Raw genomic sequence first — 20,570 nt, 5'->3', positions numbered from 1 at the left:
GCCCTGGGTGTACTCCGCGCGTCGGCGGCGTCCGTCAGACCACTCTGCCACCCGGTCGCCCACCTGCGCCTGCCGTCGAGGATTGCCGCCGCGCCCCCGCCGTCGTGCGCCGCTGCGGGACGTGTGCGCGGGTCCTTCGACTCTGGCCGACCGCGTGCCCGGCGGGCGATCATCGAATAACCTGGGCCGGGGAGGACGCAGATGAGGATTTTGGTCACGGCGGCGAGCAGGCACGGCTCGACCACGGAGATCGCCACGGCTCTCGCGGCCGCCCTGCGCGACAAGGGGGCGCGCGTCGACGTCGTCGCCCCCGAGCAGGTCGACGTCGTGGACGGCTACGACGCGGTGGTCCTCGGCAGTGCCGTCTACCTCGGGCACTGGCTGCACCCCGCGAAGTCTTTCGTCGACCGGCACGCCGACGCCCTCCGCGAGCGCGCGGTCTTCCTGTTCTCCTCGGGCCCGATCGGCGACCAGGACCGGCCCGTGAACAGGCCGTACGATGCCTCCCACGCGTCGGAACGCACCGGCGCGCGGGAGCACCGGATGTTCGCCGGGAAGCTGGATCCGGAGGTCCTCGGCGCCGGCGAACGCGTGGTCGCCCGCATGACCGGAGGGCGCACAGGGGACTTCCGGGACTGGGACGCGATCGGAACCTGGGCTGCGCAGATCGTCGAGTCCGTGGAGCGGCAGGCGGTCGAATCGAGCGGCTGGGGGAGAGACAGCGATGGTTACTGAGATCCGCCCGGACGCCGCGACGATCCGCGATGCGGTCGAGTCGGCGTGCCGGGCGCCGTCTCTGCACAACAGCCAGCCGTGGCGCTGGGAGTGGACGGGCGGACGACTCGAATTGTATGCCGTGGCCGAGCGGATGCTCGGCCACACCGATCCCAGTGGCCGGCAGCTGGTCCTCGGTTGCGGGGCGGCGCTGCACCACGCCCGCGTGGCGCTGTCCGCCGCGTCGTGGATCCCCACGGTGACCCGGCTTCCGGACCCGTCGCGGCCGGACCTGCTGGCCGTGCTCGACTTCGACCGGCCGCACACGGTCGACGCCCGTGACGCGGCCCTCGCCCTCGCGATCGAGGCCCGGCACACCGACCGGCGGCCGTTCGCGGCGCCCACGACCCTGCGCGAAAGTCTGGTGGACCTGGAGAACGCCGCCCGCCGGGAGGGCGCATCGCTGTCGATCCTCGACGCCGGGGCTCGTTCGGACCTCGCCCGGGCGTCGGAGCTGAGTGCGGCGATCCGCGAAGGCGACGACGCCTACCGGCAGGAGCTGGCCTGGTGGACCGGACGCGCGGATCCCGGCGACACCGGCGTTCCGGCATCCGCGCTGCTCGACGAGGAGGCCGCCGGGGACGTCGACGTTGCGCGCCGATTCCCCACGGGCGCAGGGAGTTTGGACACGGTGCAGCCGAAGGTGGACGCGTCGGCGCTGGCGGTGCTCAGCACCCGGAGCGACGAGCGGATCGACTGGCTGCGAGCCGGGGAGGCGATGTCTGCGGTGCTGCTCGAAGCCACCGCGGCACACCTGGCGACGTGCCCGCTCACCCACGTGACGGAAATCGAGGCCAGCCGGGGCATCGTGCGCACGGCGACGGCACGGACCGGGGAGGTCGCAGGATTCCCCCAGGTGGTGATCCGGCTGGGGGCGCGCAGCGCCCGCGGGCTGCCCACCACGTCGCGGCGTCCGGTCGACGAGGTCTTCGTCGACCGGAGCGGAGGGGACGGATAGTCCCGGCCGGACGGGTGGGTCAGTCGGACGGGTTGCGGTACATCTCGGCGAGTTCCCGGGCGCGATCTCCCGGCGACCAGTCCACGTCGCGACCTTCCAGCTGGGCTTCGAGGACCTCGAATCCGGCGTGCCAGTCGGCACCGTGTGCGTAGGCCGAGTCCTCGTCCTCGACGGTGTGCGTGAGCGTCAGCCAGCAGCCGCCGGAACCGTCCGGTACCAGCTCCCAGTGCAGCACCTCGGCGTCCCACATGTATTCGAGGATGCGTCCGGGGTGCACGGCGATGACGGTGCCCGTGGCGGTGTGGTCGGCGGGCAGCCCGAGGCGCTCGGCCTGCTGCTCGGTGGCATGGAAGACGAGTTGGGCACCGGGGGTCAGATCCAGCTCCACTCGGGCCGGGAACCAGGCGCGCAGGTACTCGGGGTCGGTGATGACCCGCCATACGCGGTCCGGGGGATGGGCGAAGGCATGCTGGAAGCGCAGGGCGACGCGGCCGTCGTAGGTGCGCGAAACGATGCCGTTATCCATGGGGTCCTCCAAGACGTGAGCCCGCGCGATCAACGGGGTCCTGGTGTGCTGTGCCTCCATGCTGCCAGGTTTCGTGCGCTGACGAAGCGGGTCCGTCGACCTGTGTACGGATCGTCGAACTCCACCGCGCGGGCCAGCAGCTGCAGTGGACTCGAATAGTCTTGGGGCGCAACATCGTATGCGGTCGGATAGAGGTTGTCGCCGAGGATCGGCAGACCGAGGGAATTCATGTGGACGCGCAGCTGGTGCGTCTTGCCGGTGCGTGGCAGCAGGCGGTAACGGCCCAGCCCGGCGTCCGTTCCGAGCAGTTCGACCCGGCTGAGAGCATTGATCTCGCCCGGCACCTCGCGCGCCTGCAGCACACCCCGTTCCTTGACGATCCGGCTGCGCACCTCCCGCGGAAACCGCATACCGGGCGCATGCCGGGCCACGGCCTCGTACTCCTTGTCCACCCGCCGGGCGTCGAAGAGCGACTGGTAGGCCCGGCGGGCGCCGGCGTGGACGGTGAACACCAGCACGCCCGCCGTCAGCCTGTCGAGCCGGTGCGCCGGACTCAGTTCCGGCAGGTCGAGTTCGCGGCGCAACCGCACCAGTGCGGTCTCGGCCACCCACGACCCGCGCGGCGTCGTGGCCAGGAAATGCGGCTTGTCCACCACCAGGAGGTGCTCGTCACGGTGCAGCACGTCGATCTCGAACGGCACTCGCTCCTCGACCGGCGGATCGCGGTACAGGTACACGAATCGGCCCGCTGCGTACGGGGTGTCTTCGGTGATCGTCGTGCCCGCGCCGTCGACGACCTCACCGGCTGCGACCTTCTCTCGCACGCGGGTGGCGTCCGCGGGGAACCGCGCCGACAGGAACTCCGCCACCGTCGCCCAGGAGCCGCCGTCGGGCAGGCGCAGGCGGGTCGGATTCAGGCCGTCGCGGACGGGTAGCGGAGCGCGGCGCACCCCCGCACGGTAACTGTTTCCGTCAACCGTCCGCGCAGCGGCCGGGGTATGGCGACACTGGTGTCGGAACAACCGGGTGGGACGAGACGAGGAGCGGGCAATGGACGATGCGCCGATCGTGGTCGGTATCGACGGATCGGCGCCCGCGCGCGCCGCGCTGCAGTGGGCGGCCGCCGAGGCCGCCGCCACGGACGTGCCGCTGCTGCTCGTCTCGAGCGCGAACGCCGGTGGGATCGGCGCCTCGTCGCCGTTCGTCGACGAACTGCGTTTCACGGCGCGACGGAACCTGGCCTCCGCCACCGAGTCCGTGCAGCGGGAGCACCTGGACCTGTCCGTCCGCACCGAACAGTCGAGCCTGGTGGCCGCGCAGGCGCTGCTCGGGCACTCCGGCCGGGCGCGGATGCTCGTCCTCGGCCGGCGTGGGCTCGGCGAATTCACCGGCGGTCTGGTCGGATCGGTGACCTCGGCGGTGGTCGCGCATGCGCGCTGCCCCGTCGCGGTGATCCCGGGCCCCGACGAGGCCGGACGCGGGGCGAACGGTCCCGTCGTGGTCGGCGTCGACGGTTCGCGGGCGAGCCTGCACGCCCTCGACGTCGCTTTCGAGGCCGCCGACCGCTACGGGGTGCCGCTGGTGGCAGTGCACGCCTGGTCGGATCGTGACCTCGTCGACGTCGTGGCCGGCACGCCGGGAGCGACGTGGGACGACGTCGGCCGGCAGGAGAGCCTCGTGCTCGCCGAGTCCCTCGCCGGGCGCGCGCAGGACTATCCGAACGTCGAGGTGGAACGGGTCGTGGTGCGGGACCGGCCCGTGCGCCACCTGCTCGAGCGGGCGGAGAACGCCCGATTGCTGGTCGTCGGCAGCCGCGGCCGCGGCGGCTTCGAGGGCATGCTGCTCGGCTCGACCAGCCGGGCACTGCTGCACACGACGCCGTGCCCGCTGCTCGTCGTCCGGCGCAGTTAGCGACTACTCCGGCCGGGTCTGCTCGTCCGGCGGGGGAGTGCGACGGATGGGCAGGCCGAGAGCGCTGCGATCGCAGGCCCGCACCAGGTCGGTCGCCGTGACGATGCCGACGAGGCGGTCTCCCGACACGACGGCCACGAGGTCGAGCCCCGGCCGCAGCAGCACCCGGCTCGCAACCTCGGCGAGCGAGGCGTCGGCCGGTACGCGCGCCGAGGCGGGCAGCGGCCGGGCCCGGTCCGCGACGGTGACCACCGTGCGTTCGCCCTCGGGGACGGGCGTCAGGTCGGACAGCGACACCACGCCGGTCGGCCGGTTCGCGTCGTCGACCACGGGGAACACCCGGTGGTGCGTGCCGCGGGCCGCGACGGCGAGGAGCTGCGCCACGCTCGCACGCCCCGGCGCGGTCACCGGCGACGCCGTCATGACGTCACCGACCCGGGTGTCGCCGAGCTGGTGCCTCAGCGAGGCGTTCGCCAGCTCGGCGTTGGCTGCGGTCCGCAGGAACCACCCGAGCAGCATCATCCACAGGCCGCCCGCGCTGCCGAGGGCGAGTGTCTCGGCGGCGCCGAGCAGGATCAGCGCCAGCCCCACCGCACGGCCGGAGCGTGCGGCGCCGCTCGCGGCGGCGAGCCGGTCGCCGGTGCGGCGCCACAACACCGCCCGCACGACGCGCCCACCGTCCAGCGGCGCACCGGGCAGCAGGTTGAACACGGCGAGCACCAGGTTGGTCGCGCCGAGCCAGCCGATCGTCGCGGTCACCAGCGCCGGGACGGGCGGACCGAGGAACGAGGCCGCCGCCAGCGCCACGACGCCGATCACGACGCTCGTGAGCGGTCCGGCCAGCGCGATCCGCAGATCGGCCTTCGGGTTCGGCGGTTCGTCGCGCAGTTCGGACACCCCGCCGAGCAGCCACAGGGTGATCCCGTCCACTCCGACTCCGTAGCGGCCGGCCACCACCGAGTGCGCGAGCTCGTGGGCGAGCAGCGATACCAGCAGGCCCAGGGCCGCGGCGACGCCCGCGATCCAGAACTGTGTGGCGCTCGGACCGCTGATCCGCGCGGGCAGGATCGTCGCGGCCAGCAGCCACGACAGCAGCCCGAGGGTCGCGAGCAGCGACCAGTGGGCTCGGATCTCTATCCCCGCGACCCGGCCGAGCCGGACCGATCCGCGCAGCATCGTCAGACCCCCGGTCGGCAGATCATGGTCGGGCACGGCGCGTGGTGCAGCAGCGCCTGACTGGTCGAGCCAAGGAGCAGGCCGCCGAGCAGGCCCCGGCCGTGACTGCCGACGACGCTCAGCTGAGCCTGGTTCGCCAGCCGCAGCAGCAGGTGCCGGGCTCCGATCTGCTCGACGATCTCGGTGACCGGCACGTCCGGGTACCGCTCGCGCTGCCCGGCGAGACACTCGGACAGCAACGCCGTCTCCTCGGCCTCGACGACCGCCCAGTCGATCAGTTCCAGCGCCGCGGTGCGGCCCGCGACGTCGCCGGCACCCCACGCGTGGGCGGCGAGGACGCCGACCCCGAGCGCCGCCGCCATGTCGAACGCGGCGGTGACCAGTGGGCCGGCGTCCGCGCTGCCGTCGAGTCCGACCAGCACCGGCCGGCGGTCCGTGCCCGGTCGGGGCGCCGGATCGCCCCGCCAGAGGACGACCGGACACGTGGACCGGTTGGCGACGCGCAGCGCGGTGGAACCGGTGAGCAGCGACCCGAGCGCACCCGTGCCGGTGGCGCCGAGCACCAGCATCCGGCTGCGGTCGCCGTGTTCGAGCAGCGCCAGATCGGGCGGGCCGGGATGGACGGTTGTGACCACCTCGAGATCCGGGTGCTGCCGGCGCAGCCCGGCCGCGGTGTCGTCGAGCAGTTCGCGGCCCGACTCGGCGAGGCGCTGGGTGTATTCGGCTCGTGCCCGCAACGCGGCGTCACTGAAATAATTCCGGGGGCCGGGCAGCGCATGGACGAGCTGCACGCTCGTGCCCAGCCGCTCGGCGACGGCCGCGGCCCAGGTGGCGGCGTGTTTCGCGGCGTCCGAGCCGTCGATTCCGACCGTGACGGGCGGCTTGCCGAGGTCGCTGCTCATTGCGCCTGCCTTTCGGTTCGGCTTTGCTCCATAACGATTATGTGCAAGCCTCGTACGGGCCGACGTGGACCTCTACCGTGTTGTTGCGTAACTGTCGGGGCCCCAGTTGTTGTTGATACAGATGTGCTGATGGAGCCTGGTGTGACTAATACTTCCAGAACCAAGGCCGGACCTCGGGGGGTTCGGACCCTCGTCCGATTCCTGATCGCGGCGCTGGTGCTACCGCTCGCCGTGGCCTTCGCCGGCGCAGGAACCGCGTCGGCGGACCCGTACTCCCGCCTGCGGGAGCACTGGGTGCCCGCGCCCGGCGGTGTCGGCCAGATCAAGGTCCGCATCTGGCTGGCGAACAACGGCAGCAACAAGGCCATGTACCTGCTCGACGGTCTGCGCGCCACCAACGACGTGAGCGGGTGGGAGCACGAGACGAACGCCGCGTGGCTGTCCGACCACGGCGTCAACGTCGTGATGCCGGTGGGCGGTCAGTCCAGCTTCTACACGGACTGGTATGCGCCGAGCAACCTCAACGGTCAGCGCTACACCTACAAGTGGGAGTCCTTCCTCACCGAGAACCTGCCGGACTTCCTTGCCGGCACGTACGGCATCGACCGGTCCAGCAACGCCGTCGTGGGTCTGTCGATGGGCGGCAACGCGGCGCTGATCCTCGCGGCCTATCACCGGGACCAGTTCCGGTTCGCCGGCTCCATGTCCGGTTACCTGAACCTGTCCGCGCCGGGCATGCGTGAGGCGATCCGCCTGGCGATGCTCGACTCCGGTGGTTACAACGCAGACTCGATGTGGGGCCCGCCGTGGAACTCGGCGTGGCTGCGCAACGATCCGTTCGTCGCCGCGCCCAGCATGCGGGGGCTGCCGATGTGGATCTCCGCGGGCAGCGGCCTGCCCGGCCAGCACGATCGGCCGAACTCCGCGATCGGCGTGTTCAACACGGGCAACGCGATGGGACTCGAGGCGCTCGCCCTGGCACAGAACCGCGCGTTCCAGGTGCGGTTGGCGACGTTGGGCATCAACTCCGCCCACTTCGACTTCCCGGCCGCCGGTACCCACACGTGGGGCTACTGGCAGGACCAGCTGTGGGCGATGCTGCCCATGATGAAGTCCTCCATCGGTGCCTGAACGGTTCTCCCCGCCGGCACCGGGCGCCCTGCAGGGCCGCACCTTCGTGGTGACCGGGGCGAACAGTGGCCTCGGTGAGGCCACCGCCCGGGCGCTCGGCGCCGCCGGTGCCGACGTGGTGCTCGCGTGCCGGAACGTCGCCCGGGGTGAGGCGGTCGCGGCAGAGATCGGTTCCCGCGCGCAGGTGCGACGGCTCGATCTCGCCGACCTGGCGTCGGTGCGGGAGTTCGCGGCGGGCATCGAAACCGTCGACGTGCTCGTCAACAACGCGGGCGTGATGGCCGTGCCGCTGAGCCGCACGGCGGACGGTTTCGAGATGCAGATGGGCACCAACCACCTCGGGCACTTCGCGCTGACCGGACTGCTGCTCGATCGGCTCACCGATCGGGTGGTGACGGTCTCGAGCGTGAGTCACCGGTTCGGCCGCATCCACCTCGACGACCTGAACTGGGAGCGCCGGCGGCACTACAGCCGTTCCCTGGCGTACGCGGAGTCCAAGCTGGCGAATCTGATGTTCAGCCTCGAACTCGGCCGGCGGCTGGCGGCCGCCGGCTCGCCGCTGCGGGCCGTGGCCGCGCACCCGGGCTACGCGGCCACCGAGGTCGGCACGCACACCGGGACGTGGTTCGACCAGTTGTTCCGACTCGGGAAGAAGGTGCTCGAACGCACCCCGGCCGAGGGCGCCGAATCCGTGGTGGTGGCCGCCACCGATCTGGACGTGACCGGCGGTTACATCGGCCCGGACCGCTTCTTCGAGTTGTACGGGCCACCGACCGTGGCCGCCTACAGCCGGCAAGCCGCGGATCCGGAGACTGCCCGACGGCTGTGGGCGCTGTCGGAGCAGCTCACGGGCGTGCGGTTCGACCTGTAGCGAACGGCGCCGGCCGGGGCACCGCTCCGGGGCGCGGTTTCTTCCCCCGCATGCTCCGCTCACCGTAGGGTGGCCGACATGACGGCTTGGACCACACGCGACATCCCGAAGCAGGACGGCCGCACCTTCGTGGTGACCGGGGCGAACAGCGGGCTGGGCGCGGTGGCCGCCCGCGCCCTCGGGGCGGCGGGAGCGCGGGTGGTGCTGGCGTGCCGGAACGTGGCAGCAGGCGAAGCCGTCGCCCGGGAGATCGGGCCCGCCGCGCAGGTCCGGCGCCTCGATCTGGCCGACCTGGCATCGGTGCGTGAATTCGCCGCGGGTGTCGACGAGGTCGATGTGCTGGTCAACAACGCCGGTGTGATGGCGGTGCCGCTGCGTCGTACTGCCGACGGATTCGAGATGCAGATCGGAACCAACCATCTCGGCCACTTCGCCCTCACCGACCTGCTCCTCGAACGCGTCACCGACCGGGTGGTGACGATGTCGAGCATCATGCACCGGATCGGTCGCATCGATCTCGAGGACCTGAACTGGGAGTACCGCCGCTACGACCGGTGGCTGGCGTACGGGCAGTCGAAACTGGCCAACCTGCTGTTCACCCAGGAGCTGCAGCGCAGGCTTGCCGAGCGGCAGTCCCCGGTCGTGGCGGTGGCCGCCCACCCGGGGTACTCGTCGACGAACCTGCAGTCGCACACCGAGTCGATCCAGGACCTGTTCCTGGGCGTGGCGAACAGGCTGGTGGGGCAGTCCGCCCAGACCGGCGCGCTACCGCTGCTGTATGCCGCCACCGCGCCCGGCGTCGAGCCCGGCGGGTACTACGGGCCGGGCGGACTGTTCGAGATGCGGGGGAGTCCCGAGCGTGTCGAGTCCAATTCGCGCTCGCACGACGAGGCCGTAGCCCGCGGACTCTGGGAGTTGTCGGCGAAGCTGTGCGCGCCGTCCGGATAGCGGCAGCGAGTCAGTCCGAGACGCGCCGGATGTAGAGCAGCCGGTCGCCGGTTACGACCGTCTCCACCTCGGGGGACCCGACCCGCAGCAGGCGGCCGTTGCGTTCGACGCCCAGGACGATATCCGGCAGGTGCCGCGGTGAGCCGCCGACTTCGTCGGCTTCGACTTCGCGTTCGGCGATTGCGAAGCCTTCCTCCGGAGTGAGCAGATCCTCGATCATCTCCACGACATTCGGGGTGAGCGTGGCGGCTCCGAGCAGCCGGCCCGCGGTTTCGGAGGAGATGACCACGGTGTCGGCGCCGGACTGACGGAGCAGGTGCGTGTTCTCCGACTCGCGGATGGCCACGACGATCTTGGCGGTGGGGGCAAGTTCGCGAGCGGTGAGGGTGACGAGCACCGCGGCGTCGTCGCGGTTGGCGGCGACGACGATCGAGTCGCAGTGCGGCACCCCGGCCAGGCGCAGCACATCGGACTTGGTCGCCGAGCCCTGCACGGTGACCAGGCCCCGGCCGTTGGCGGCGTCGAGCACCACCGGGTCGGTGTCCACGACGACGATGTCCGAGGGCGCGGCGCCGTCGCCGAGCATGGCATCGACTGCGGTGCGGCCCTTGGTGCCGTAACCGACGACCACAGTGTGGCTGCGCACCCGGTGTCTCCAGCGTTGGATGCGGAAGGTCTGGCGGGAACTTTCGGTCAGGGCGGAGAGGGTGGTGCCGACCAGGACGATCAGGAAGAAGATCCGCAGCGGGGTGATGACCAGGACGTTGACCAGGCGGGCCTGGGGTGTGAGGGGAGCGATGTCGCCGTAGCCGGTGGTCGAGAGCGACACCGTCGCGTAGTAGATGCAGTCCAGCAGCGACAGCTCGTTGTCCTGGGTGTCGGAATAGCCGTCGCGGTCCAGGTAGACGACGAGCACCACCAGCGCCAGGGCGATCAGGGCGTATCCGATCCGGCGTACGATCGCGCGGCCCGGACTGGTCTGCAACTGCGGCACCCGCAGGATGCCCACCAGTGCGAAATCGGGTCGCTCGGTCAAGTTGTCGGAACGGCTGAATCGCGCCCGGAGTGTGCTACCGGGCACGGCCGGCGCCGTTCGGTGCCGCGGCCCGGCCGGGGTCCGGGATCGCCTGGTGCGCTGTCGGAGACATCGTCAGCAGCCTACGTCGTTCCGATGCCGTCAGGTCAGTTCGCTGAAGCGCTCGGTGTTGCGGACCTGGCCGGAGACGATGATGGTGTCGTCCGGTGCCAGCACGGTGTCGGCGGTGGCGTAGGTGAAGCCTTCGCCGGGGCGCTTGATCGCCACGACGGTGACACCGAAGTCGGTGCGGACGGCGGTGTCGCCGAGGCGCCGGCCGATCGCGAATGCGGGCGGGGTGGTCTTGACCATCGCGAAACCGTCGTCGAATTCGATGTAGTCCATCATCCGGCCGCGGACCAGGTGAGCCACGCGCTTGCCCATGTCGTGTTCGGGCCGGACGACGTGGTGCACCCCGATCTGGGTGAGGATCTTCGCGTGCGCGTTGCTGATCGCCTTGGCCCATATGTTGGGCACGCCCAGGTTGATCAGGGCGGAGGCGGTGAGCAGGCTGGCCTCGAGGTCGGAGCCGATGCCCACGACGGCGCGCCCGTACTCGTGCACCGACAGTTGCCGCAGCGATTCCTCGTCGGTGGTGTCGGCGACCACGGCATGGGTCAGGCGGTGCGCGACCTTCTGCACCACGGTATCGCTGGCATCGATGCCGAGGACCTCGGTGCCCTGGCTCATCAGCTCGAGCGCGAGCGACTTGCCGAACCGCCCGAGCCCGAGCACGACCACCACGTCGGAGGTAGCTTTCCTAGCCAATGAAGGGCCTTTCTTCCGGAAGTTCGTACCGCCGGCCGCGTTCCCGGGCGGCGAGAGCGCTCACGAGGGTGATCGAGCCGATCCGGCCCAGATACATCAACCCCACCAGGATGAGCTGACCCCAGACCGGCAGTTGCGCCGTGATCCCGGTCGACAGCCCGACCGTGGCGAACGCGGAGGTGACCTCGAACAGCAGGACGTCGAGGTCGAACGAGGTCCCCGCCAACAGGGCGATGGTCGGCACCATCACCAGGGCGACACCGATCAGGGCCACCGACAGCGCCTGACGCTGCACCCGGGTGTCGATGCGCCGGTCGAACACGGTCACCGAACGTTCACCGCGGACCTCGGCCGCGATGACGAACAACAGCAGCACGAAGGTGGTCACCTTGATGCCGCCGGCGGTGCCGCCGCTGCCGCCGCCGATGAACATCAGCACGTCCGTCACCAGGAGGGTGGCGGGGTCCATCTGGCCGTAGTCGACGCTGTTGAACCCCGCGGTGCGGGGCATGACGCCCTGGAACGCGGCGACGAGCACCTTCTGGCCGAAGTCGTAGTGCTGCAGGGTGCGGGTCCATTCGAGCACCAGCACCAGCACCGGTCCCACCACCAGCAGGACCGCGGTGACGGTCAGGGTCAGCCGGGTGTGCAGGCTCCAGCGGTGGCTGCGGCCGCGCAGGTGCCGGGTCACTTCGAACAGGACCGGGAACCCGATGCCGCCCAGGACGACCGCGACCATGAGCGGCACACAGATCCAGGGATCGTCGGCGAAGCCGATGATGTTGTCGCTGTAGAGGGCGAACCCGGCGTTGTTGAACGCCGAGACGGAGTGGAACACCCCCAGCCACACCGCACGCAGGGGTGGTTCCTCGTAGCCGAGCGCGAACCGCGCTGCCAGCGCCACCGCGGTGACCGCTTCGATGAGCACGCTCATCCGCACGACGCCGACGACGACCGAGCGGACGTCGCCGAGTCCGGACGCACGCACCTCGGCGGCGGTGTTCAGCCGGGCCTTGAGGCCGATGCGGTTCGCGAGCAGCAGGCCCACGAGCGAGGCCATGGTCATGATCCCGAACCCGCCGGCCTGGATCAGGGCGAGGATGACCCCCTGACCGAAGCCGGACCAGTGGGTGGGTGTGTCGACGACGATCAGCCCGGTCAGGCACATCGCCGAGGTCGCGGTGAACAGGGCGTCGACGACGGAGGCCGCGGCTTCGGGCTGGCGCGCCGCGGGGGTGAGGAGCACGGCCGTGCCGACGGCGATCGCTGCGGCGAAGCTCAGCGCCACGACCCGCACCGGGGTCAGCGTCGCCCGCGTCGCCAGCCGCCGCAGCAGCAGGGACGGTGCATATGCGCCGGCGGGTGTTCTCACCCGGAGGAGACCAGCCCCGCCTCGGGCCGCCGGGGAACCGGATGGCGATGACCGGAATACGGGCTCCCGCCGTCTCCTCGTGCCACCGACCGGCGACGGACGTCACCGGTCCCGGGATCGGCGGGGCGCCGGCTCGCGTTCGTCCTGATCCCCGGCGAGCAGACCACGGACCCGTTCGCCCGCGGAGTCCAGGGCACCTCTCGTCTTGTGCGCGGCGGCCTTCTCCGTGAGTTTGCCGGCCGGGCCGCCGACGATGTCCGTCAGGCCCTTCGGCTCGGTGGTGGAGATCTCGAGCCTGTTGACCGCCTCGGCGAAACGCAGGTAGGTGTCCACGCTCGCCACCACCACCCGGGCGTCGATCGTGATGATCTCGATGCCCACGAGCGAGACGCGGACGAATGCGTCGATGACGAGGCCCTTGTCGAGGATGGTGTCGATGACGTCGGCGAGGCCGGACGAGTTCGGCCTCGCCATCGTGCCGCCGCCTCCGCCTCCGGATTGGATGGTCATGATCCGCGCTCCTTGCCTGTTGTTCGACAATTCGCGTGCCGCCGGCCGCGCGGGGGAGGGCTCTCTTGGGGCGGTGCGCGTGCAAGGGCTATAGCCGCACGCTCCCGAGTCGAAACCCGCCCGTCGCCGGCAATTCGGCCGGAGTTGACCGAAACAAATACCGTTCGACCGGTTTGTTGGTATGGTCGTCGCAGGCCGGGATCCGGCAGCGGAGAGCCCGGGCCTCGGGTATCCGCGTCGTCCGGGATTGGACGAGGGGTAGTCCGGGACGACGCGGAGACGTCCCCACCTCCGGTGCGTCACGTGTGCCTCCGCGCGGAGATGGCCGGGTTACCGCACACGCGCGACGTTTCGGTACCACGATGGGGGCATGCAGGTGATGAGCCTTCCCGAGGCGCTGTTCGTGCTGCTCGAAACTCCGTCGCGTCCACTGCACCTCGGGGCTCTCGTCTTGTTCGAACCCCCGCCGGACGCCGGGGACGATCATGCCCGCCGCATGTACGAGGACCTGCTCACCCACGACGAGGTGGCGGACCCGCTGCGGCGGCGCCCGGTCCGGACCCTGCGCGGGGCCGGCTACCCGTTGTGGTCGCGTCCCGAGGACGTCGACCTGGGATTCCACGTGCGCCACACCGCCGTTCCCGGCTCGGGTTCGATGAGCGACCTGCTGGCCCTCGTCTCCCGGCTCCACGGGTCCCCGCTCGACCCGCTCCGCCCGATGTGGGAGGTGTACGTCATCGAAGGACTCGACGACGGGCGCACCGCGATGTACGCGAAGATCCACCTGTCCCTCGCCGACGGTCCGGCCGGCCTGCGCCTGCTGCACCGGAGCATGTCCACCGACCCCGAGGCCCGCGACTGTCCCGCGCCGTGGAGTCCGGAGGTGGTCGCCCCCCGGGCTCGGCTGTCTGCACTGCCCACGTCGTGGCTGCGCGCCGGATTGCGCGCGGGCACGGAAGTATTCGCGATGACCCCGGAGATCGGCAGGCTCGTCACGGACGGCGTGCGCCGGCACCGGGTGGCGCTGCCCTGGCAGACACCGCCCACGATCTTCAACGTCGCGGTGGGCCGGGGCCGGACCTTTGCGGCGCGTTCCTGGCCCATCGAGCGGCTCCACGCGGTTGCGACGGCGGCCGGCACCACGATCGACGCCGTCGTGCTCACGATGTGCGCCGGCGGCTTGCGCGCCTATCTGTCCGAGCGGTACGCGCTCCCGGAGTCACCGCTGACCGCGATGCTTCCGGTGCCGATGAACCTCGGTGGGGCCGCGGTCGGCCCCGGCGGTCGTGAACCCGGCGTGGGAGCGATGGTGATCGGCCTGGCCACCGTCGAACCCGATCCTGCGGTGCGGCTCGCCCGGATCGCCGACGCGCTCGTCCACGCCGACCGGGTGGTCACCGCGCTCAGCGGCACCCAGTTCCTGATGCTCAGCGCGCTGTCGCTGAGCCCGCTCGCGCTCGAGCCGGTGCGGCGGTTCGTCGACGAGATCCCGCCGCCGTTCAACGTGCTGATCTCGTACCTGCCCGGCCCTTCGCGCATCCGCTACTGGAACGGTGCCCGGATGACCGGCATCTACCCCGTGCCTGCGGTGCTGAACGGTCAGGCGCTGAGCATCACCCTCACGGGGTACGACGGCCGGCTCGATCTCGGGGTGGTCGGCGACCGTCATGCCGTGCCCGCCCTCGACGGGCTGGTCGGACTCCTCGAGGGTGCGCTCAGCGAACTGGAGAGCGCTGTGGGTACCCGGCCGCGGTGAAGCCGGCCGGCTCGACAGGGTGCCCGCCCCTGCCGATCTGCCCGAGCAGGTCCAGGGTGCGCAGATAACGACGGACGAGATCGCCGGCCGACAGATCCGCCTCCGCTGCCTCGCGCAGCGCCGTGGACACCCCGTCGCCCCGGGCCCACCGCTGGATCGCCCGCATTGCCACCGGGTCCGGTTCGGGGCTCGCGGGCAGGCCGTGCCGGCGCTCGGCGTCCGACACCTCCCGCCACAGCCGGACCGTCGCACGGTAGGCGGCGTCGACGCCGGCCGTTAGGGCCCCACCGCCGGGAGCCGGACGGCGCGATTCGCCGAGCACGCTCGACACGACGGCGGCCAGCTCCGCCGGGTCGAGGCCCGCCCACACGCCGGTCCGCAGGCACTCGGCTACGAGAAGGTCGCTGCCGCAATAGATCCGGCCCAGAATCCGGCCGTGGTCGGTGACCACTGCCTCGCCGGAATACGGATCGGACAGCAGGTATCCACGTTCGTCGAGCAGTCCGAGGACCCGGTCGAACGTGCCCACCAGCCGGCCGGTGGCGGCGGCGACCTGTCCGCGCAGCACGTCGGTGTCGGCGGCCAGTGCCCGCCGGCGCTCGGCGACGGCGATCAGGCGTTCCCGATCGGGGTACCGGTGACCGGGGTGCGAACGCACGGCCCGCGCAAGCGCGGTCACCGCGTCGGCGGTCCCGGTGGTGCGCGCGACAGCCAACCGTTCCCGCAACTGCTGGTACTCGGCGAAACCCTCGGCGTCCCCGAGTTCGTCGTCGAGCAGACGCAGCGTCGCGGCGTTCGTCGTCGCGGCGGAGGCGAGCGCGGCCACCGAATGCTCCGCCTGGAACTGGGCGAAGGATCGCCCCAGCAGGTCCCGGGCTCCGGCGACACCGAGCCTGTCGACGAGGTTGACGGCGGTGTTGTAACCCACCCGCAGGGAGCTGTTGAGCGGATAGGTGCGGGTGGAGGCGAGTCCCGCGACGGTGGCCGGCTGCACCTCGGGGCTCCACAACACGACCGCGTGCCCCTCCCGATCGACGCCGCGACGGCCGGCCCGTCCCGTCAATTGGGTGTACTCCCCGGCGGTGAGCCGGACCGGTCCCGCGGCAGTGTGCTTGACGAGGCGTTCGAGCACGACGGTCCGGGCCGGCATGTTGACGCCCACGGCGAGGGTCTCCGTGGCGAAGACGATCCGGACGAGGCCGAGGCCGAACAGTTCCTCCACGGCATGCCGGAAGACCGGCACCATGCCCGCATGGTGGGCGGCGAAGCCGCGTTCGAGCCCGTCGAGCCAGTCGGCGAATCCGAGCGCATCGAGGTCGGCGGGGGAGACCCCGGCCGTGTGCCGGTCGACGATGCGGCGGATGCGGGTGACGTCGGCGGCCTCGGTGAGCCGCAGCGACGAACGCAGGCATTCGGCGACGGCCTCGTCGCAGCCGCTGCGGCTGAAGCGGAACCAGATCGCCGGCAGCAGCGATTCGGCTTCGAGCCGCGCCACGAGCTCGGGCCGGTCGACGCCGGCCGGTCCGGGCGTGGCCGAGCGGCGACGCCGCCGTCGGGACGACACCGCGGGGGCGGCGTCGACGAGCTGGCGATGCGCGACGTACCGCACGAGATTCTCGTCGACCGCCCCGGTGGTGGGGGAGAACAGGTCGAACAGCCGCCCGCCGGCGAGCACGTGCTGGTGCAGCGGTACCGGTCGGGTCTCCTCGACGACGACGGTGGTCGCCCCGCGGACGAGGCCCAGCCACGCGCCGAACTCCTCGGCGTTGCTGACCGTCGCCGACAGGCTCACCAGCCGCACGGGGGCGGGGAGGTAGAGGATGGCCTCCTCCCACACCGCCCCGCGTTCGCGGTCGGCGAGGTAGTGCACCTCGTCCATCACGACGTGGGTGAGCCCGTCGAGCAGGGGCGAGCGGCCGTGCAGCATGCTGCGCAGCACCTCGGTGGTCATCACCACGACGGGTGCGTGCGGGTCGATGGAGACGTCGCCCGTGAGCAGCCCCACCTGCTCGTCCCCGAGCCGTGCGACCAGATCGGCGTACTTCTGGTTGCTCAGGGCCTTGATCGGGGTGGTGTAGAAGCATTTGCCGCCCGCGGCGAGCGCGAGGTGGACGGCGAACTCGCCGACGACCGTCTTGCCGGCTCCGGTGGGGGCGCACACGAGCACGTCCCGATCCTCGTCGAGGGCGCGGCAGGCGCGGACCTGGAAGTCGTCGAGGGTGAATCCGAGTCCCGCGGTGAACTGCGCGAGCCGCGGCCCGTCCTGCCTGCACACGCACTCCACGCTACGCGTGCCCGCCGGCGGGCCGCGCTCGTGTCAGTCCTCGGTGACCTCGAGCTCGACCTCGACGTTGCCGCGGGTGGCGTTCGAGTACGGGCACACCTGATGGGCCTTCTCGGTCAGTTCGAGGGCCTGTGCGCGCGGCACGTGGGGGAGGGACACCTCGAGGGTGACCTTCAGACCGAAGCCGCCGCCGTCGGTGCGGCCGATGCCCACGCGTGCTCCGACCGCCGAGTCGGCGACGTCGGCCTCGTCCTGCCGGGCGACGAGCTGCAGCGCCGAGTGGAAGCAGGCCGCGTACCCGGCGGCGAAGAGCTGCTCGGGGTTGGTGCCCTTGCCGTCGCCACCCATCTCGGTGGGGACCGACAGGTTCACGTCGACCTTGCCGTCGGAGGTGCGGGCGCGGCCGTTGCGGCCCTCCCCGGTGGCGAGGGCTTCGGCGGTGTAGAGCACGTGCATGTGTTTCTCCTGTCGGTGGGGCGGGTCAGTTGTCCCGGTCGGGTGTGTCGTCGGTGATGCCGTGCAGGGCGGCGGTCAGGCGGTGGAGCGTGTCGCGCAGGCCGGCGAGTTCGCCGGGGTCGAGACCGATGGCGCAGGCCAGCTGCGCCGGAATGTCCTCCGCCTGTGAGCGCAGCGCGCTCCCGGCGTCGGTGAGGTGGATGCGCACGCGGCGCTCGTCCGTGCTCTGCCGGCGGCGTTCGACGAGACCGGCGGCCTCGAGCCGCTTGAGGAGCGGCGAGAGGGTGCCGGTGTCGAGGTGGAGGGCGTCGCACAGCTCGCGCACCCCGCGACCGTCGCGTTCCCACAGCGCCAGCATGACGAGGTACTGCGGATAGGTGACCCCGAGCCGGTCGAGCATGCCGCGGTAGGCGGCCGTGGTGGCCCGGGAGGCGGAGTAGAGCGCGAAGCAGACCTGCCGGTCGAGCGCGAGATCATCGGACACGAGAAATAAAGTAGCACACCGCTATGTTGGGCACAATCGAAATTGGCGGGAGCCTACCGTGGCGCACATCACTTCCCGGTTGGAATTGACAGACGGCCCGCCACGTTAGTTGAGTGAGAAAGACTCAAGTCCGAGAGAAAGGCTTCGGAATGCCGGCATTCTTCGGGCCCGGTGGCCCTGGGCGTATCGACATCACCCGCTACCTGAGCCGTGGCACCCAGGAACTCATGGCCGCTGCGGCCCGATTCGCCGCCGAACGCGGTGACACGGACCTCGACGCCCTCCACGTCCTGCACGTGATGGCGGAGCAGGACCCGGTCCGGTCCGTCATGACCCGCGCCGGAGCCGACCCCGCCGAGGTCCTGGCCGCGGTGGAACAGCGCCTCCCGCAGGAACAGAGCCGCAGCGCAGTCACCGCTCCCGCCCTCACCGGGGCGATCAAGACGGTGCTGCTCGAGGCGCACCAGCTCACCCGCGCCCTCGGCGCGACCTACATCGAACCGCAGCACCTGTTCGTGGCTCTCGCCGCCGACCAGGAGCACGGGGTCGGGGGCCTGCTCGTCTCGGCCGGGATCACCGCGCAGTCGCTCCAGGCCGCGCTGCAGCCCGGTGCGGCGACCGAGGCGGCGCAGGAACAGTCCGCCACCCCCACGCTGGACAAGTTCGGTGTCGACCTGACCGAGCGGGCCCGTGGCGGTGGCATCGACCCCGTCATCGGCCGTGCCGACGAAATCGAGCAGACCGTGGAGATCCTCTCCCGCCGCACCAAGAACAACCCGGTTCTGGTCGGCGAGGCCGGGGTCGGCAAGACCGCGATCGTCGAGGGCCTGGCCCAGCGCGTCGTCGACGGCGACGTCCCGGACAGCCTGCGCGGCAAGCGGATCGTGCAGCTCGACCTGACCGGCATGGTCGCCGGAACCCGGTACCGCGGCGACTTCGAGGAGCGCCTGACCAAGGTGCTCGACGAGATCACCGCGCACTCGGACGAGCTGATCGTCTTCGTCGACGAGATCCACACCGTCGTCGGTGCCGGCGGCGGCAACGAAGGCGCGATGGACGCCGGAAACATCCTCAAGCCCAAGCTCGCCCGCGGGGAACTGCACATCGTCGGTGCCACCACGCTCGACGAGTACCGCAAGCACATCGAGAAGGATCCGGCGCTCGAGCGGCGCTTCCAGCCCGTCACCGTCGGCGAACCCGGCCACGACGACGCGGTCGCGATCCTGCGCGGTCTCCGGGACCGCTACGCCGGACACCACGGCGTGCGGTACACCGACGACGCGCTCGACGCCGCCGTCGACCTGTCGGTGCGGTACCTGCCGGACCGGAACCTGCCGGACAAGGCGATCGACCTGATCGACCAGGCCGGTGCCCGGCTGCGGCTGCGCAGCCCGCGCGTCGACGAGACGGCGCTGCGCGAGCAGCTGTCCCGGCTCGAGGCCGAGAAGGACCGTGCCGTCGCGGAGGAACGCTACGAGCAGGCCTCGCGACTGCGCGACCAGATCACCGAAGTGCAGGCCCGTCTCGACGCCGGGGCGCCCGCCGATACCGAGGTGCCCGAGGTGACCGCCGAACTGATCGCCGAGGTCGTCTCCCGGGCCACCGGCATCCCCGCGACGCGGATGACCCAGGCCGAGAAGGAGCGGCTGCGCGGCCTCGAGGACGAACTGCACCGGCGGGTCGTCGGGCAGGACGAGGCCGTCCGGGCCGTAGCCCGGGCCGTGCGGCGCAGCCGCGCCGGCATGAGCGACCCGCACCGGCCGGTCGGCAGCTTCCTGTTCCTCGGACCCACCGGCGTCGGGAAGACCGAACTGGCGAAGGCGCTCGCGGAGGTGCTGTTCGGCGACGAGCGCAAGATGCTGCGGGTGGACATGAGCGAGTTCGGCGAGCGGCACACCGTCAGCCGTCTCGTCGGAGCGCCCCCCGGCTACGTCGGCTACGGCGAGGCAGGCCAGCTCACCGAGCAGGTGCGGCGCAACCCGTACTCGGTGGTGCTGCTCGACGAGATCGAGAAGGCGCACCCCGATGTGTTCAACACCCTGCTGCAGGTGCTCGACGACGGCCGGCTCACCGACGGTCAGGGACGCACGGTCGACTTCACCAACACGGTGGTGATCATGACCAGCAACCTCGGCTCGGACATCATCTCGAGCCGAGGCGGGGCGCTGGGCTTCAGCACCGGGGATGCCGAGGCGGCCGAGAAGCCGCTGCGGGACCGGGTGATGGGCCGGCTGCGCGAGTCGATGCGCCCCGAGTTCCTCAACCGCATCGACGAGATCGTGATCTTCCGCAAGCTCGACACCGAGCAGCTGCACCGGATCACCGATCTGCTGCTGAACGACAGCCGTAAGCGTCTGCAGGCCAAGGGCATCGAGGTCGAGTTCACCGAGGCCGCCGTCGACTGGATCGCCGAGCACGGGCACCAGCCCGAGTTCGGAGCGCGGCCGCTGCGCCGGTCCATCCAGCGCGCGGTGGACGACCGCATCGCCGATCTGCTGCTCGACGACGTGCTCGTCGAGGGCGGTCAAGTCCGCGTCGATGTGGGCGACGACGAGCTCGAGCTCTCGGTGGGCTAGACACCGGCGCGCGACGTGCGGGCGGTGACCGGAATCCGGTCACCGCCCGCACGCTTCCGGGCGGTGTCTATCCCACCGAGAGCGCGAGCTCG

General features: G+C 71.2%; 19 protein-coding genes. 8 read left to right on the top strand and 11 right to left on the bottom strand.

Features of this window, described 5'->3' with window-relative positions; genetic code table 11:
* Positions 1-201: 201 nt before the first annotated feature.
* Together QYS60_RS08530 and QYS60_RS08525 are read left to right on the top strand one after the other, a co-directional pair.
* Entirely contained in the window at positions 202-735 is a 534-nt protein-coding gene (locus QYS60_RS08530; protein ID WP_225222241.1) for a flavodoxin domain-containing protein, read from the top strand.
* Positions 725-1,732 (top strand): nitroreductase family protein, encoded by a 1,008-nt coding sequence (locus tag QYS60_RS08525; protein WP_191902363.1) that lies wholly within the window; start codon positions 725-727, stop codon positions 1,730-1,732. The genes QYS60_RS08530 and QYS60_RS08525 overlap by 11 nt, the downstream gene beginning before the upstream one ends.
* Before the next feature lie 19 nt (positions 1,733-1,751).
* Here QYS60_RS08525 and QYS60_RS08520 read toward each other — a convergent pair whose 3' ends face one another.
* Complete coding sequence (locus QYS60_RS08520) at positions 1,752-2,258, bottom strand: SRPBCC domain-containing protein (RefSeq protein WP_003936463.1); 507 nt, start codon at positions 2,256-2,258, stop codon at positions 1,752-1,754.
* 29 nt (positions 2,259-2,287) lie between these two features.
* Complete coding sequence (locus QYS60_RS08515; RefSeq protein ID WP_289378140.1) at positions 2,288-3,208, bottom strand: pseudouridine synthase; 921 nt, start codon at positions 3,206-3,208, stop codon at positions 2,288-2,290.
* A 100-nt stretch (positions 3,209-3,308) separates the two neighbouring features.
* On the opposite strand from QYS60_RS08515, the gene QYS60_RS08510 reads away from it, so the two are divergent.
* Positions 3,309-4,169, top strand: a complete 861-nt coding sequence (locus tag QYS60_RS08510; protein WP_289378141.1) for a universal stress protein — start codon at positions 3,309-3,311, stop codon at positions 4,167-4,169.
* Between the two features lie 3 nt (positions 4,170-4,172).
* Here QYS60_RS08510 and QYS60_RS08505 read toward each other — a convergent pair whose 3' ends face one another.
* Positions 4,173-5,381 (bottom strand): site-2 protease family protein, encoded by a 1,209-nt coding sequence (locus QYS60_RS08505; protein WP_238586191.1) that lies wholly within the window; start codon positions 5,379-5,381, stop codon positions 4,173-4,175.
* Positions 5,348-6,247: a universal stress protein gene (locus QYS60_RS08500; RefSeq protein WP_371382903.1), complete on the bottom strand. Its 900-nt coding sequence runs from the start codon at positions 6,245-6,247 to the stop codon at positions 5,348-5,350. The genes QYS60_RS08505 and QYS60_RS08500 overlap by 34 nt, the downstream gene beginning before the upstream one ends.
* A 129-nt stretch (positions 6,248-6,376) precedes the next feature.
* Here QYS60_RS08500 and QYS60_RS08495 point away from each other — a divergent pair, with 129 nt between their 5' ends.
* From QYS60_RS08495 to QYS60_RS08485, 3 genes are all read left to right on the top strand, one after another.
* A complete protein-coding gene (locus tag QYS60_RS08495) occupies positions 6,377-7,378 on the top strand; it encodes an alpha/beta hydrolase family protein (RefSeq protein ID WP_289378143.1) in 1,002 nt (333 codons plus the stop codon).
* Complete coding sequence (locus tag QYS60_RS08490; RefSeq protein ID WP_371382902.1) at positions 7,371-8,249, top strand: oxidoreductase; 879 nt, start codon at positions 7,371-7,373, stop codon at positions 8,247-8,249. Before QYS60_RS08495 ends, QYS60_RS08490 begins: the two co-directional genes overlap by 8 nt.
* A 78-nt stretch (positions 8,250-8,327) precedes the next feature.
* The gene (locus QYS60_RS08485; protein ID WP_371382901.1) at positions 8,328-9,197 is read left to right on the top strand and encodes an oxidoreductase; all 870 of its coding nucleotides are present in this window, start codon (positions 8,328-8,330) and stop codon (positions 9,195-9,197) included.
* Between the two features lie 10 nt (positions 9,198-9,207).
* Here QYS60_RS08485 and QYS60_RS08480 read toward each other — a convergent pair whose 3' ends face one another.
* The 4 genes from QYS60_RS08480 to gvpJ all read right to left on the bottom strand — a co-directional run bounded on the left by QYS60_RS08480 (position 9,208) and on the right by gvpJ (position 12,922).
* Positions 9,208-10,278, bottom strand: coding sequence for a TrkA family potassium uptake protein (locus QYS60_RS08480; RefSeq protein WP_371382900.1), 1,071 nt, complete (start codon positions 10,276-10,278; stop codon positions 9,208-9,210).
* 96 nt (positions 10,279-10,374) lie between these two features.
* Positions 10,375-11,040 carry a TrkA family potassium uptake protein gene (locus QYS60_RS08475; protein WP_235157274.1) on the bottom strand — a complete coding sequence of 222 codons (666 nt, stop codon included), beginning with the start codon at positions 11,038-11,040 and terminating at the stop codon, positions 10,375-10,377.
* Entirely contained in the window at positions 11,033-12,412 is a 1,380-nt protein-coding gene (locus tag QYS60_RS08470; protein ID WP_371382899.1) for a TrkH family potassium uptake protein, read from the bottom strand. Before QYS60_RS08470 ends, QYS60_RS08475 begins: the two co-directional genes overlap by 8 nt.
* Before the next feature lie 102 nt (positions 12,413-12,514).
* Positions 12,515-12,922: a gas vesicle protein GvpJ gene (gene gvpJ / locus QYS60_RS08465; protein WP_003936452.1), complete on the bottom strand. Its 408-nt coding sequence runs from the start codon at positions 12,920-12,922 to the stop codon at positions 12,515-12,517.
* Positions 12,923-13,292: 370 nt separating this feature from the next.
* On the opposite strand from gvpJ, the gene QYS60_RS08460 reads away from it, so the two are divergent.
* On the top strand, positions 13,293-14,678 hold the full coding sequence (locus QYS60_RS08460) for a wax ester/triacylglycerol synthase family O-acyltransferase (RefSeq protein WP_371382898.1): 1,386 nt from the start codon (positions 13,293-13,295) through the stop codon (positions 14,676-14,678).
* Here the strand turns inward: QYS60_RS08460 and QYS60_RS08455 are convergent.
* From QYS60_RS08455 to QYS60_RS08445, 3 genes are read right to left on the bottom strand one after another with little or no spacing between them, the layout of a single operon-like run.
* Positions 14,638-16,953 carry a DEAD/DEAH box helicase gene (locus tag QYS60_RS08455; RefSeq protein WP_371382897.1) on the bottom strand — a complete coding sequence of 772 codons (2,316 nt, stop codon included), beginning with the start codon at positions 16,951-16,953 and terminating at the stop codon, positions 14,638-14,640. The two genes, QYS60_RS08460 and QYS60_RS08455, sit on opposite strands and share 41 nt — an antisense overlap.
* 42 nt (positions 16,954-16,995) lie before the next feature.
* Positions 16,996-17,418, bottom strand: a complete 423-nt coding sequence (locus QYS60_RS08450) for an organic hydroperoxide resistance protein (protein WP_003936449.1) — start codon at positions 17,416-17,418, stop codon at positions 16,996-16,998.
* Between the two features lie 25 nt (positions 17,419-17,443).
* Positions 17,444-17,902: a MarR family winged helix-turn-helix transcriptional regulator gene (locus tag QYS60_RS08445; protein ID WP_371382896.1), complete on the bottom strand. Its 459-nt coding sequence runs from the start codon at positions 17,900-17,902 to the stop codon at positions 17,444-17,446.
* 149 nt (positions 17,903-18,051) lie between these two features.
* On the opposite strand from QYS60_RS08445, the gene QYS60_RS08440 reads away from it, so the two are divergent.
* Positions 18,052-20,478, top strand: a complete 2,427-nt coding sequence (locus tag QYS60_RS08440; RefSeq protein WP_371382895.1) for an ATP-dependent Clp protease ATP-binding subunit — start codon at positions 18,052-18,054, stop codon at positions 20,476-20,478.
* Positions 20,479-20,570 lie beyond the last annotated feature (92 nt).

The organism is Rhodococcus sp. GXMU-t2271 (assembly GCF_041414735.1).
Classification (GTDB): Bacteria; Actinomycetota; Actinomycetes; order Mycobacteriales; family Mycobacteriaceae; genus Rhodococcus; species Rhodococcus indonesiensis.
Note: the sequence above shows the minus strand (reverse complement) of the source record. Positions and strands in the feature narration are given on the sequence as shown.